Genomic DNA, 12,071 nt, shown 5'->3' with positions numbered 1-12,071 from the left:
CGTCATGGGCGTGGTCAATGTGACGCCCGATTCGTTCTCCGACGGCGGCCGGTGGTTCAACGAGGACGTCGCGATCCAGCACGGCCTCGACCTGGTCCGTGAGGGCGCCGACATCGTGGATGTGGGCGGCGAGTCCACCCGTCCCGGCGCCGCCAGGGTGTCGCTGCAGGAAGAGCTGGCCCGGGTCGTCCCGGTGATCAGGGCGCTCGACGCGGAGGGCGTGCGGGTCAGCGTCGACACGATGCGAGCGGAGGTCGCGAGGGCCGCGGTCGAGGCGGGCGCGCGGCTCGTCAACGACGTGAGCGGCGGGCTGGCCGACCCCGACATGCCACGCGCGGTCGCCGCGACCGGCGTCCCCTACGTCGTGATGCACTGGCGCGGCCACAGCCACGACATGGACAGCCGCGCCGTCTACACCGACGTGGTCACCGAGGTGCGCGAAGAGCTGAGCAAGCGGGTCGATCTGGTGCTGGCGGAGGGCGTCACGGAGGAGCAGATCGTGATCGACCCAGGGCTCGGCTTCGCGAAGAACGCCGACCACAACTGGGCGCTGCTGGCCGGCATCCCGAATCTCGCCGAACTGGGTTTCCCGCTGCTGGTGGGGGCTTCGCGCAAGCGGTTCCTCGGCCGGCTGCTGGCAGACCCCGACGGCACACCCCGGCCGTTCAGCCGCAGCGACGACGCCACGCTGGCGGTGACCGCGCTGGCCGCCCACGCGGGCGCCTGGTGCGTGCGCGTGCACGAGGTAGGTCCCAATGCCGATGCCGTGCGCGTGGCCGCCGCATGGAAGAGAGCCGGAGCCAACACATGAGCGTCGACACCGCCGCTATCGAGACGGTGAACCAGGAGTTCTACACCGCGATCGAGAACGCCGATCTCGACAAGATGACCGAGATCTGGGCGGAAGACTCCGGTGACGAGCAGGTGAGCTGCGTGCACCCGGGCTGGACCCTGCTGACGGGCCGCTCGGAGGTGTTGCGGTCCTGGGCGTTGATCATGGCCAACACCACCTACATCCAGTTCGTGCTGACCGACGTCAACACGACCGTGCTGGGTGACGTGGCCGTGCTCACCTGCGTCGAGAACATTCTCACCGCCGGCGAGGAGGGTGAGTCCAGCTTCGCCGCGGGCAAGGTGGTGGCCAGCAACGTCTACCTCCGCACCCCGCAGGGGTGGCGGTTGTGGATGCACCACGGCTCGCCGGTGCTCCAGAGCGACGACGACGAGGAGGAGGACGGCGAGCTTGAGCGCTGATCGCATCGCTCTCAAGGGTCTGCGGGCCTGGGGGAGACACGGCGTGCTCGCTGCCGAGCGGGAGCTCGGGCAGGAGTTCGTGATCGACGCGACGCTGTTCCTCGACACCGCTCCGGCGGCGGCCGGCGACGACCTCACCAAGACCGTCCACTACGGCGAGCTGGCCGAGGCCCTCGTCAGGGTCGTGGAGGGGGAGCCGGTCGAGCTGATCGAGACGCTCGCACAGCGGCTGGCCGACGTGTGCCTGTCCAGCGAGCTGGTGCGCAAGGCCGAGGTGAGCGTGCACAAGCCGGCGGCGCCCATCCCGCTGCCGTTCGACGACGTGGTCGTGACGATCGAGCGGAGCCGCTGATGAAGGCCGTCATCGCCCTGGGCAGCAACCTGGGACCTCGCTTCCAGACGTTGCAGGGTGCCGTCGACACCCTGTTCGACGCCCCTGGGCTGGAGTTCGTCCAGGCGTCTCCCGTCTACGAGACCGACCCGGTCGGCGGCCCGTCCGGGCAGCGCCCCTACCTCAACGCGATCGTGGTAGCCGAGACCACGCTGGAGCCGGCGCGGCTGCTGGAGCGGGCGCTCAATGTCGAGGACGCCTTCGGCAGGGTCCGCGAGGAGCGGTGGGGGCCGCGCACGCTCGACGTCGACCTGATCGTGGTGGGCGAGTCCGTCAGCGACGATCCCGAGCTGACGCTGCCGCATCCGCTCGCTCATGAGCGCGCGTTCGTGCTGGTGCCGTGGTTGAAAACCGACCCCGAGGCGGTGCTGCCCGGGCGCGGCCGGGTGGCCGACCTGCTGGAGGGGCTCGACCGGCAGGGCGTACGCCTGCGCGAGGATCTGAAGCTGCAGAGGCCGGATTGAGGCCCACACGCCCCGGCCATCTGGTCGGCATCCTCGTCGTCGTCGCGCTGCTCACCTGGGTGGTGATCCGGCCCGTCTACTCCGACCTGCCGCTCATGCCGTGGACCGCGATCCCCACGGTGACGTTGCTGGCCATCGGCGAGGGCTACACCGCGTGGCTGACCAAGGCCCGGATCGAGCGGAAACCCGGCACGAAGCCGGTGGAGCCGATGGCGGTGGCCCGGCTGGCCGCGCTGGCGAAGGCGTCGGCGTACGCGGGGGCGGTGTTCGGGGGGATCTTCGCCGGGTTCGGGCTGCACACGGTGCAACTCCTCGACCGGGAGACGCCGAGGGGCGAGTTCCTCGTCGCCACGGGGTCGTTGGTGTCGTGCGTCGTGCTCGTCTGCGCCGCCCTCTACCTGGAGCACGCCTGCCGCATCCCCAAGGAGCCCGAGGAGCAGAAGCGCGACTAGTGCTCGCCCGGCAGGTCTTCGGTGCTGCGCCGGGCACCCGCGCGGACCCGGTCGTGCCACATCTCCCGGTGCAGGACACGGAGCGCGCGGCGGATCACGTCGCTCGGCCGCTCACCTTCCCGCAGCGCGGCACGGATGATCCGCTCGTCCTCGGCGGTGGCGTGGAAGCCGATGTCAGCCATGTTCCGAGCCTAGGGAGCGGCTGACGTCCTCGCCCTGCTTTTGGCGCACAGGCGTGCGGCGGCGCCGGCCGAAGAGGTAGATGACCGGGGCGGTGCAGATCAGCGGGCCGATGACGGCGATGGGGCGCTCCAGCCACCATTTCAGGTCGGGCGGCATCTGCGTGCCCATGGTGCCGAACCACCACCACGACAACCCCAGCGCGATGGCCATGCCGGTGGTGTGGAAGAGGAACAGCGGCAGCGAGTAGCGGTTGATGAAGTCGTTCACCCGGCGCCAGCCCGGCCGCACGAGTACGCGCTCCATGGACGGCCGCAGCACCTCCACGAGCCCGATCTGGAAGAGCAGCAGGGCCACGATCACGAACGTGGGCGGCGCCATGTTCGACCACTTGTCGCCGGGCACGCCCACCATCGACCCGGGATAGATGCCCGAGTAGACCAGCCCGAACAGGGCGAACAGCCCGGTCCACAGCAGCCCCTTGTCGTAGCGCCGGGGCAGCGCCACGACCCGGTCGTAGAAGAAGCCGGCCTGGTGCGCGAGCCCCCAGACGATGAGCATGTTGAGCCAGCCCGCCGGGTCGACGCCGTAGCTGAAGCGCACCACGTCGATCACCAGGGCCGCGCCGCCGAGCCAGATCAGGGCGAGCACGTCGTAGCGGCTGTGCAGCCAGAGCGCCACCGGCAGCAGCGCGATCAGCACCAGGTAGACGCCGAGGAACCACAGCGGGCTGAGCACCAGCAGCACGACCCGCCACATCCAGTCGACGTCGAACGCCCACGTGACGGTGGCTCCGATGAGGACCCACACGCCGGACAGGAACAGCGCGGGTAAGGCCAGCGCGCGGATGCGCCGCAGGACGAACGAGCCGATGCCGACGCCCCGGGCCTTGGCCCGGTTCCAGGACAGCAGGTGCACGTGACCGCCGACGTAGAAGAACAGCGGCAGCACCTGCAGCAGCCAGGTGAGGATCCACAGGCCTGAGGTGAAGCCCAGCGGGCTGGTGGGCTCGGGGCCGTGCGGCTTCCATTCGAGAATGGTGAACGCCCAGTGCCACACCACCACGACGATCAGGCTCAGGGCGCGCAGCCAGTCGACGTACTTGTCGCGTTCTTGTGCCGTCACTTGTCGATGTCACCCACGACGAAGAACATCGAGCCGAGGATGGCGACCATGTCGGCCACCAGGTGGCCGGGCAACATCTCGCGCAGCACCTGGACGTTGTTGTAGGAGGCGGAGCGCAGCTTGAGCCGCCACGGCGTCTTGTCGCCCCTGGAGACGAGGTAGTAGCCGTTGATGCCGAGCGGGTTCTCGGTCCACGCGTACGTGTGACCCTCCGGAACCTTGAGCACCTTGGGCAGCCGCTGGTTGATCGGCCCGGGGGGCAGTGCGCGCAGCCGCTCGGCGCAGGTGTCGGCCAGGTCGAGCGAGACCTTGAGCTGCTCGAGCAGGACCTCGAAGCGGGCGTGGCAGTCGCCGGCGCTCCTGGTGACCACCTTGGCGGGCAGCTCGGGATAGGCGAGGTAGGGGTCGTCGCGGCGCAGGTCGAAGTCGACGCCGGAGGCGCGGGCGATGGGGCCGCTGACGCCGTACTGCATGATCTGGTCGTGGGTCAGCACGCCGACGCCCGTGGTGCGGGCCAGGAAGATGTCGTTGTGCAGGATGAGGTTCTCGATGTCGGGCACGCGGCGGCGGGTCTGCTCGACGGCCGCCGACACGCGGTCGAGCCAGCCGAGTGGCAGGTCCTCCTTGAGCCCGCCGACCCGGTTGAACATGTAGTGCATGCGCCCGCCGGAGATCTCCTCCATGACGGCCTGGATGCGCTCGCGCTCGTCGAAGGCGTAGAACAGCGGGGTGATCGCGCCCAGTTCCAGGGGGTAGGAGCCGAGGAACATCAGGTGGTTGAGCACCCGGTTGAGTTCGGCGAGCAGCGTACGCGCCCACACGGCCCGGACCGGCGGCTCCATGCCGAGCAGGCGTTCGGCGGCGAGCACCACGCCCAGCTCGTTGGCGAACCCTGACAGCCAGTCGTGCCGGTTGGCGAGCATGATGATCTGCCGATAGTCGCGGACTTCGAACAACTTCTCCGCGCCGCGGTGCATGTAGCCGATGATCGGCTCGGCGGTGGCGATGCGCTCGCCGTCGAGCGTCAGCCGGAGCCTGAGCACGCCGTGGGTCGACGGGTGCTGCGGGCCGATGTTGAGGATCATGTCCTCGGTGGCCAGTTCTTTCGCGCCCGCACCGATTCCGACCACACGTTCCGTCATACGGCCATGCTGCCACCGTCGTGGGTGTCGATCCAGCGCGGGGCGGACGGTCAAAGCTTGGTATGAAAATGCATCCCGAAGTCGGACATGGGGAGGAATACCTGGAATGGGGGGAGAAATCACCATGAAAAGGGTATTGTTCGACGTCGCGGCCTTGATCGCGCGCGTGGTGGCGGGCGTGATCTTCCTGGCTCATGGATGGCAGAAGTGGCAGGGCGGCCTGGGCGCCACCGCGCAGGGCTTCAGGGAGTCGGGGATCCCGCTGCCCGAGCTGGCCGCCTCCTACGCGACCGTCGTGGAGACCGTCGGCGGCATCTTCCTCATCCTTGGCCTGCTGGTCAGGCCGGTGGCGTTGCTGCTGCTGATCAACATGCTGGGCGCCATCTTCTTCGTGCACTGGGGGCTCACTCCGTTGTCTTCCGACAACGGCTGGGAGCTGCCGGCCGCCCTGGGCACGCTGAGCCTGCTGTTCCTCGTGCTGGGCGGCGGCAGGTTCGGCCTGGACGGCATCGTCCGCACGATGTCGCGTAAGCGTGCCGAACGCCGTGCGGCCGAGGCGGAACTCGCCGCCCACGCGCCCGCCACGGGTGGCACGACCACGACCGGTGCGGGGGGTCCGACGACGCCCGAGCCGGCGCAGCAGGAGCCGCCCCAGGTGCCCCGGCAGTCGAGCGCGCCGAAGGACAGCAAGCTCAGCGACAAGGACATGCGGGACATCGACGCCCTGGTCGGCGACGAGCCGCCACCGCGCCGCGGCGAACCGCCGAAAGGCTGACTCAGCGGGAGGTGAGGTCGCGCAGCGCCTCGATCAGCCGGTCCACGTGCTCCTGGGTGGTGCCGATGCCGATCGAGGCGCGCACCGCTGATGCCGTGCCGTCCTCGCAACCGCCGCCCGCGTGCACGTCCACCAGGTGACGGACGAACGGGTGCGCGCAGAACTTCCCGTCGCGCACCCCGATGCCGTATTCGCCGGACAGCACCTCGGCCACCTCGCGAGCCGGGCGGCCGTCGACGGTGAACGACACGATGCCCACGCGCGGGTGCTCCTCCCCCCACAGGGACAGCTCGCGTACGCCTTCGATCGAGGCGAGACCGGCCCGCAGCCGGGCGATCAGCCGCTCCTCCTCGCGCACCAGCGGGGTCCACCCGGTGGCGGTGAGCGCGTCGCAGGCCGCGGCCAGCGCGATGGCGCCGAGCACGTTCGGCGTGCCCGCCTCGTGCCGCGGCTCCGGGTCGTCGTGCCACTCGACGCCGCCGGCCACCGACCGCACCGCGCCCCCGCCCTTCAGGTACGGCTCCGCCTCGGCAAGCCAGTCACGCCGCCCGATCAGCACGCCGGCCCCGAAGGGCGCATAGAGCTTGTGCCCGGAGAAGGCCACGTAGTCGAGGTCGAGCGCGGTGAGGTTGAGCCGCCGGTGCGGTACGAGCTGCGCGGCGTCCACCAGGATCCTGGCGCCGTGCCGGTGCGCGATGTGGGCCAGCGCGGCGATGGGCCACAACTCGCCGGTGACGTTGGAGGCGGCGGTGACCACGAGCAGCTTGGGCCCGTCGATCGCGGCCAGCGCGTCGTCGGCGGCACGCACGGCCTGGCCGGGGAAGGCGGGCGGCGCCAGCCGTACGGACCGGGGCCAGGGGAGGAGGGAGGCGTGGTGCTCGGTGTCGAAGACCACGGTGGTCGTGCCCTCGGGCAGACAGCGGGCGAGCAGGTTGGTGGCGTCGGTGGTGTTGCGGGTGAAGATCACGGCGTCGTCCGGCCGGGCGCCGGCGAACGCGCTGACGGTGTGGCGGGCCTGCTCGTAGCGGGCGGTGGTGAGCTGGGAGGCGTAGCCCGCGCCGCGGTGCACGCTGGAGTAGGCCGGGAGCGCGGCGGCGACGGCCGCGCTGACCGGCGCGAGACAGGGGGCGCTGGCGGCGTAGTCGAGGTTGGCGTAGCTCAGCAGCCTGCCGCCCTTGACCGGCACCTTGAGGTCGGCGCCGAGCACGGCGGGGACGCGCCGTTCCTCGGTGGTGGCGGGGGCCTCGTCCGCTCGGACGTGGGCGGACGTGAAGATCGTCAGCGTGGACACGGCAATCCTCCTCGGGGTCGTCGGACCCCTGGAGCAGCCAGCGGAGCCCGCGCTTGCCCGCCACACCTCGTGGCGGACCAGGTCTTCACCCGGGGCACCCCGCCGCGGACGCGAGGGTTGCCGGCCAGCTAGCCGGGGCTTGTCGCTGGCACTCATGACCTACGTCAAGGACTATAACCCGTACCCGGGCATGGATCGCAAGCGGGCGAACTTATGGGGCATCCGAGTCGTTGCTACCGGGAGACCCACCGTCACATGCCTTGGAGGTGCGTAAATGCTGGAATGGGTGGCCGACCCGCAAATCTGGATCGGCTTTCTCACCCTTGTCGCCCTGGAGATCGTGCTGGGGATCGACAACATCATTTTCATCTCCATCCTGGCGGGCAAGCTGCCCCCGGAGCAGCGTGACCGGGCCCGCGTGCTCGGCCTGGCCGCGGCGCTGATCAGCCGCCTGCTCCTGCTGCTCGGACTGTCGTGGGTGGTACGCCTGACCGATCCGCTGTTCGCGGTCTTCGGCCACGACATCTCGGGACGCGATCTGATCTTGCTGCTCGGCGGCCTGTTCCTGCTGGCCAAGAGCGTCACGGAGATCGGCCACAGCATGGAGGGGCCGCACGGCAAGGACGGCAAGAAGGCCGCGGCGGCCTCCTTCACGTCCGTGATCGTGCAGATCATGGTGCTCGACGTCGTCTTCTCGCTGGACTCCGTGATCACTGCCGTCGGCATGGTCGACGAGCTCGGCGTGATGGTCGCGGCGGTCGTGGTGGCGGTGCTGGTGATGTTGTTCGCCTCAGGGCCGATCAGCAGGTTCGTCGACCGGCATCCGACCATCAAGATGCTGGCGCTGGCGTTCCTCGTGCTGATCGGGGTGATGCTCGTCGCCGAGGGCCTCGGCCAGCACATCCCCAAGGGCTACATCTACTTCGCGATGGCGTTCTCGGTGATCGTGGAGCTGCTGAACATCCGCATGCGCGGCAGGCACGCCAGGCAGCGGGCGCTGGAGGAGGAGACGGAAGAGACCACTCCCGCGACGGAGGATTCCGCTTCTAAGATGAAATGATGCGCTTTGATCCCTGGAATCCGGATTTCGTGGCTCACCCGTACGGCGTCTACGAAGAGCTGCGGCGCGAGGCTCCGATCAGCTACTTCGAACCGACGAACCAGTGGCTGGTCTCGCGCCACGCGGACGTCAACGCGCTGCTCAGAGACCGCCGCCTGGGCCGGTCCTACCTGCACGTGGCCACGCACGAGCAGTTCGGCAGGCCGCCGGAGCCGGAGTTCCAGGAGCCGTTCTGGAGGGTGATCAGGGCGGGCATGCTCGACGTGGAGCCGCCGGTGCACACGAGGCTGCGCCGGCTGGTCTCCAAGGCGTTCACGCCGCGCATGGTCGAGTCGCTGCGCCCCCGGGTCCGCTCCATCGCCCGGGAGCTGGTGGACACGTACGTCGCCAAGGGCGGCGGCGACCTGATCGCCGAGGTCGCCGAGCCGCTGCCGGTCACCGTGATCGCCGAGATGCTCGGCATCCCCGGCCAGGACCGCCACCTGCTGCGACCGTGGTCGGCCGACATCTGCGGCATGTACGAGCTCAACCCCGCCCCCGATGCCCAGCACACCGCGGTCCGCGCGGCGGAGGAGTTCGCCGGCTACCTCAGGGCCCTGGCCGCCGAGCGCCGGCCGCGCCCCGGCGACGACCTGATCAGCGCGCTCACCCAGATCGCCGAGCTGACCGAGGACGAACTGGTCGGCACGTGTGTCCTGCTGCTCAACGCCGGCCACGAAGCCACCGTGAACGTGACGGGCAACGGCTGGTGGTCGCTGTTCAGAAACCCCGCCGAGCTCGTACGGCTGCGCGAGGACCGCTCGCTGCTGCCCACGGCCGTGGAGGAGCTGATGCGCTGGGACACGCCGCTGCAGATGTTCGAGCGCTGGGTGCTGGAGGACATCGAGGTGCACGGCGTGGAGATCCCGCGTGGCGCGGAGGTGGCGTTGTTGTTCGGGTCGGCCAACCGGGACCAGACGGTGTTCGACGACCCTGACAGGCTCGACGTCGGCCGTGCCGACAACCCGCACATCTCCTTCGGCGCCGGGATCCACTTCTGCCTGGGGGCGCCGCTGGCCAGGATCGAGCTCATGGAGTCGTTCGGGGCGCTCCTGGATCGCGCGGCCACGCTGGAGCTGCGGCGGGAGCCCGAGTGGAAGCCCGGCTACGTCATCCGCGGCCTGCGGTCCCTGGAGCTCACCGCGACTGGCTGAGCCAGCCGAAGCCGCCGAGGCCCGACGGGTCGATCAGCTCGCCCTCCTCGGAGGCTCTGGCCAGGGCGCGCAGGTAGCCACGCGGATCGACGTGGGCCAGGTCGGCGGGCGGCCTGGCTCCGGTGATGCCGAGGGCCTTGAGGGCGTCACGCTGTGTGGACAAGGTTGTGGATATCGCACCGGCCGCACGGCCGGCCTCCGCGCACGCGTCGAGCGCGACATGTGCCGTGATGTCGCAGGTGCCGTCGGGGACGGGGGTCACGACCGCGCCGTCGCGGTATCCGGTCAGGGTGCCACAGGGCGGACGGTTATCCACAGGATGTGCATAATCGATGGCGATCGCTCTGCCTTTGACGAGGCGTGCCAGGACCGACGCCCAGGCTCTGTCACGGGGGCAGCCGATCTCCGCGCGCGCCCCCACCCGGCGCAACGGCCACCATCGTTCGAGCCATTCGAGGTCTGCCGGGCCGGGCGGGCCGCCGAGCCGCTCCTCTCCGGTGCGGACGTCGACCATGAGCAGCCGAGGGCCCTGGGGGGTCTGCTCCACCACGTCGAGCGGGACGTTGTCGAGCCATTCGTTGGCGATGGCCAGCCCGGTGACGGCGGCGGGCAGGTCGGGGCGCCAGCGGATCCGCTCGGGCACGCCCTCGGGCCGGGGGCAGAGGTCGACGGCGGTGATACGCAGCCGGTCGCGCAGGCCGGGCTCCGCGGCGGCCAGAATCTGGGTGACCAGCGTGCCCTCGCCCGCGCCGATGTCGACCAGATCGAGTGCGCCGGGGGTGCCGAGCTCGGCGTCCACCTCGTCGAGCAGCGCCAGCACCGCGTCGGCGAAAGCGGCCGAGGCGCTGACCGAGGTGCGGAAGTGGCCTGAAGGGCGTTCGCGGAGGTAGAAGCCCTCCTCGCCGTAAAGCGCGCGCTCCGTCGCGGCGCGCCATGTGAGCCACATGTCTGGACTATCTCATGACTTTCGCCGGGCACAGTACGTTATGGAAAGACTACTGAGTGTCCTTGGCTTGGGGTACGGTTGACGCATTGTCGCCAAGGGATCACTTTCCGTTCCCTCGGTCGAGCACGTCCTGCGGCCCTCAAGGCGGCCGCGCAATCGAGAGGAGCCCTCATGCTGAAGAAGGCCATGGTCGTCGCCGGAGCCGTCGCGATGTTGTCCCTCGCCGCCCCCGCGCACGCCGACATCACCAGTGGTGCGGGCGGCATCGCCTCGGGCAACCAGCTGCACCTGCCCATCGCCATCCCGGTCAACGTCTGCGGCAACGCGGTGGCCGTCATCGGCGGGGCCCTCGCCGGTTGCAAGGGCGGCGCCTTCGCCCACGTGCCCAGCCACCACTGAGTGAGGCGAGCCCGGGCCGGCGCAGGCCGGCCCGGGTCCGTCCGGGCCGGTCAGTCGGCGGTCGGCCGGCCCGGTGCACCTCCAAGGGGTTCGCATCTTTCGCGGGCGTCGGGTCCAGGGGACTCGGCGCCCGCTGCCATGCGATGGACCCCTCTCCTCATCTCTTCCGACAGGGGGTGCGTTTTTTGTATGCCCTTGTCGCTTTTGTCGTTAACTCAACGCGCGGCAAAGGCACGGTCACATGCTCGGCTCCACGAGGCCGTTACCCTGGTCGGCAACGCCATCACGAAGAAGAGGCCCGCATCAGCGAGCTGCCGTCCCTGGTCGAGACCCGTGAGCGGCAGTGCGCAGCGGCCTTCTCGTTCGCAGTCGACAGGGGTGAGGTCATGGACGCGGGTGATCGCCCGGCACGGCTGACCGTCGGCGTGCTCGGAGCGGGCAAGGTCGGCTCGGCCCTCGGGGCCGCGCTGGCGCAGGCGGGTCATCGGGTGGTGGCCGCCAGCGGGGTGTCCGACAATTCGCAACGGTGGGCCGCCGACCGGCTCGGCGTCACGCCGACCCGGCCCGACGAGGTCGTGGCCGCGGCCCAGCTGATCCTGCTCACCGTGCCGGACGACGCGCTGCCCGACCTGGTCAACGGGCTGGCGTCCACGGGGGCCGACCTGCACGGCAAGCTGCTGGTGCACACCAGCGGGGCGTACGGGCTGTCGGTGCTCGACCCGGCGGCCGAGGCCGGCGCGCTGCCGCTCGCGCTGCACCCGGTGATGACGTTCACCGGCCGCGACGAAGACCTCAACAAGCTCACCGGCATCTCCTACGGCGTGACCGCGCCCGACGTGCTGCGTCCCATCGCCGAGGCCCTGGTGATCGAGATGGGCGGTGAGCCGGTCTGGATCGCCGACGCCGACCGCCCGCTCTACCACGCGGCGCTGGCGGGAGCGGCCAACCACATGGTCACGCTCATCGCCGAGTCGTCCGACCTGCTCGTACGCATCGGCGTCGACCACCCCGGACGGATGCTGGGGCCGCTGCTCGGCGCCGCGCTCGACAACGTGCTGCGGCTCGGCATCGCCGGGCTCACCGGGCCCGTGGTGCGCGGCGACGCCGGCACCGTGCGCAAGCACGTCGACGCGCTGATCCTGGCCGCTCCCGAGGCGGCCGACGCCTACATCGCGCTGGCCAGGCTCACGGCCGACCGGGCGCTCGCCGCGGGGCTGCTCAAACCCGAGGAGGCGGAGCGGCTCCTCGACGCGCTGGGGGGCAATATATGGACTTAACGCGCCACGAGGTGGGGGCATCAAGGGCGACCGAGTCCGCCTCCACGGTGTGGAGGCCATAAGCACGAGGGAGCGCCGTCGCGTGGAGGAGTGGCGGGAGCGTAGCGACCAGAGCGGGGGAA

Annotated in this window: 15 protein-coding genes and 1 riboswitch; of the genes, 10 read left to right on the top strand and 5 right to left on the bottom strand. The window is 70.2% G+C overall.

Going from position 1 to position 12,071, the window contains the following annotated elements; translation table 11 throughout:
- Nucleotides 1-4: 4 nt before the first annotated feature.
- The 5 genes from folP to ABGB01_RS14475 are packed head-to-tail and all read left to right on the top strand — an operon-like array spanning nucleotide 5 to nucleotide 2,561.
- Nucleotides 5-811, top strand: a complete 807-nt coding sequence (folP, locus tag ABGB01_RS14495) for a dihydropteroate synthase (RefSeq protein WP_347773835.1) — start codon at nucleotides 5-7, stop codon at nucleotides 809-811.
- Nucleotides 808-1,254 carry a nuclear transport factor 2 family protein gene (locus tag ABGB01_RS14490; protein WP_132332063.1) on the top strand — a complete coding sequence of 149 codons (447 nt, stop codon included), beginning with the start codon at nucleotides 808-810 and terminating at the stop codon, nucleotides 1,252-1,254. The genes folP and ABGB01_RS14490 overlap by 4 nt, the downstream gene beginning before the upstream one ends.
- Nucleotides 1,244-1,606 (top strand): dihydroneopterin aldolase, encoded by a 363-nt coding sequence (folB, locus tag ABGB01_RS14485; protein WP_347773788.1) that lies wholly within the window; start codon nucleotides 1,244-1,246, stop codon nucleotides 1,604-1,606. The genes ABGB01_RS14490 and folB overlap by 11 nt, the downstream gene beginning before the upstream one ends.
- On the top strand, nucleotides 1,606-2,109 hold the full coding sequence (gene folK, locus ABGB01_RS14480) for a 2-amino-4-hydroxy-6-hydroxymethyldihydropteridine diphosphokinase (RefSeq protein WP_347773787.1): 504 nt from the start codon (nucleotides 1,606-1,608) through the stop codon (nucleotides 2,107-2,109). Before folB ends, folK begins: the two co-directional genes overlap by 1 nt.
- Complete coding sequence (locus ABGB01_RS14475) at nucleotides 2,106-2,561, top strand: DUF3180 domain-containing protein (protein WP_347773786.1); 456 nt, start codon at nucleotides 2,106-2,108, stop codon at nucleotides 2,559-2,561. Before folK ends, ABGB01_RS14475 begins: the two co-directional genes overlap by 4 nt.
- Here ABGB01_RS14475 and ABGB01_RS14470 read toward each other — a convergent pair.
- The 3 genes from ABGB01_RS14470 to ABGB01_RS14460 are packed head-to-tail and all read right to left on the bottom strand — an operon-like array spanning nucleotide 2,558 to nucleotide 5,008.
- Nucleotides 2,558-2,743: a hypothetical protein gene (locus ABGB01_RS14470; RefSeq protein WP_347619973.1), complete on the bottom strand. Its 186-nt coding sequence runs from the start codon at nucleotides 2,741-2,743 to the stop codon at nucleotides 2,558-2,560. The genes ABGB01_RS14475 and ABGB01_RS14470 overlap by 4 nt on opposite strands.
- The gene (locus tag ABGB01_RS14465; protein ID WP_347773785.1) at nucleotides 2,736-3,866 is read right to left on the bottom strand and encodes an acyltransferase; all 1,131 of its coding nucleotides are present in this window, start codon (nucleotides 3,864-3,866) and stop codon (nucleotides 2,736-2,738) included. Before ABGB01_RS14465 ends, ABGB01_RS14470 begins: the two co-directional genes overlap by 8 nt.
- Nucleotides 3,863-5,008: an NADH-quinone oxidoreductase subunit D gene (locus ABGB01_RS14460; RefSeq protein ID WP_347773784.1), complete on the bottom strand. Its 1,146-nt coding sequence runs from the start codon at nucleotides 5,006-5,008 to the stop codon at nucleotides 3,863-3,865. Before ABGB01_RS14460 ends, ABGB01_RS14465 begins: the two co-directional genes overlap by 4 nt.
- A 124-nt stretch (nucleotides 5,009-5,132) precedes the next feature.
- On the opposite strand from ABGB01_RS14460, the gene ABGB01_RS14455 reads away from it, so the two are divergent.
- Entirely contained in the window at nucleotides 5,133-5,783 is a 651-nt protein-coding gene (locus tag ABGB01_RS14455; protein WP_347773783.1) for a DoxX family protein, read from the top strand.
- Nucleotide 5,784: 1 nt separating this feature from the next.
- On the opposite strand, the gene ABGB01_RS14450 is transcribed toward ABGB01_RS14455, so the two are convergent.
- Nucleotides 5,785-7,074: an aminotransferase class V-fold PLP-dependent enzyme gene (locus ABGB01_RS14450; protein ID WP_347773782.1), complete on the bottom strand. Its 1,290-nt coding sequence runs from the start codon at nucleotides 7,072-7,074 to the stop codon at nucleotides 5,785-5,787.
- A 44-nt stretch (nucleotides 7,075-7,118) separates the two neighbouring features.
- Nucleotides 7,119-7,234, bottom strand: a riboswitch (SAM riboswitch).
- Between the two features lie 114 nt (nucleotides 7,235-7,348).
- Here ABGB01_RS14450 and ABGB01_RS14445 point away from each other — a divergent pair.
- Entirely contained in the window at nucleotides 7,349-8,134 is a 786-nt protein-coding gene (locus ABGB01_RS14445) for a TerC family protein (protein ID WP_347773781.1), read from the top strand.
- Nucleotides 8,134-9,327, top strand: a complete 1,194-nt coding sequence (locus tag ABGB01_RS14440) for a cytochrome P450 (protein ID WP_347773780.1) — start codon at nucleotides 8,134-8,136, stop codon at nucleotides 9,325-9,327. The genes ABGB01_RS14445 and ABGB01_RS14440 overlap by 1 nt, the downstream gene beginning before the upstream one ends.
- Here ABGB01_RS14440 and ABGB01_RS14435 read toward each other — a convergent pair.
- Nucleotides 9,311-10,273, bottom strand: coding sequence for an SAM-dependent methyltransferase (locus ABGB01_RS14435; protein WP_347773779.1), 963 nt, complete (start codon nucleotides 10,271-10,273; stop codon nucleotides 9,311-9,313). The two genes, ABGB01_RS14440 and ABGB01_RS14435, sit on opposite strands and share 17 nt — an antisense overlap.
- Before the next feature lie 171 nt (nucleotides 10,274-10,444).
- Between ABGB01_RS14435 and ABGB01_RS14430 the strand changes: the two genes are divergently transcribed.
- Together ABGB01_RS14430 and ABGB01_RS14425 are read left to right on the top strand one after the other, a co-directional pair.
- The gene (locus ABGB01_RS14430) at nucleotides 10,445-10,672 is read left to right on the top strand and encodes a chaplin family protein (RefSeq protein WP_132510477.1); all 228 of its coding nucleotides are present in this window, start codon (nucleotides 10,445-10,447) and stop codon (nucleotides 10,670-10,672) included.
- Nucleotides 10,673-11,058: 386 nt separating this feature from the next.
- The gene (locus ABGB01_RS14425) at nucleotides 11,059-11,949 is read left to right on the top strand and encodes a DUF2520 domain-containing protein (protein WP_347773778.1); all 891 of its coding nucleotides are present in this window, start codon (nucleotides 11,059-11,061) and stop codon (nucleotides 11,947-11,949) included.
- The last annotated feature ends 122 nt before the right edge of the window (nucleotides 11,950-12,071 follow it).

This window comes from Nonomuraea sp. B5E05, assembly GCF_039880665.1.
Lineage (GTDB): Bacteria > Actinomycetota > Actinomycetes > Streptosporangiales > Streptosporangiaceae > Nonomuraea.
This window is presented reverse-complemented; position numbering and strand designations above follow the sequence as displayed.

What these genes read in the sequence shown, in the direction of transcription:
- ABGB01_RS14425 (WP_347773778.1), top strand. Translation starts at nt 11,059, where the DNA reads ATGGACGCGGGTGATCGCCCGGCACGGCTGACCGTCGGCGTGCTCGGA.
- ABGB01_RS14445 (WP_347773781.1), top strand. Translation starts at nt 7,349, where the DNA reads ATGCTGGAATGGGTGGCCGACCCGCAAATCTGGATCGGCTTTCTCACC.
- ABGB01_RS14440 (WP_347773780.1), top strand. Translation starts at nt 8,134, where the DNA reads ATGCGCTTTGATCCCTGGAATCCGGATTTCGTGGCTCACCCGTACGGC.
- ABGB01_RS14455 (WP_347773783.1), top strand. Translation starts at nt 5,133, where the DNA reads ATGAAAAGGGTATTGTTCGACGTCGCGGCCTTGATCGCGCGCGTGGTG.
- ABGB01_RS14435 (WP_347773779.1), bottom strand. Translation starts at nt 10,273, where the DNA reads ATGTGGCTCACATGGCGCGCCGCGACGGAGCGCGCGCTTTACGGCGAG.
- ABGB01_RS14460 (WP_347773784.1), bottom strand. Translation starts at nt 5,008, where the DNA reads ATGACGGAACGTGTGGTCGGAATCGGTGCGGGCGCGAAAGAACTGGCC.
- ABGB01_RS14490 (WP_132332063.1), top strand. Translation starts at nt 808, where the DNA reads ATGAGCGTCGACACCGCCGCTATCGAGACGGTGAACCAGGAGTTCTAC.
- folK (WP_347773787.1), top strand. Translation starts at nt 1,606, where the DNA reads ATGAAGGCCGTCATCGCCCTGGGCAGCAACCTGGGACCTCGCTTCCAG.
- ABGB01_RS14430 (WP_132510477.1), top strand. Translation starts at nt 10,445, where the DNA reads ATGCTGAAGAAGGCCATGGTCGTCGCCGGAGCCGTCGCGATGTTGTCC.
- folP (WP_347773835.1), top strand. Translation starts at nt 5, where the DNA reads ATGGGCGTGGTCAATGTGACGCCCGATTCGTTCTCCGACGGCGGCCGG.
- ABGB01_RS14470 (WP_347619973.1), bottom strand. Translation starts at nt 2,743, where the DNA reads ATGGCTGACATCGGCTTCCACGCCACCGCCGAGGACGAGCGGATCATC.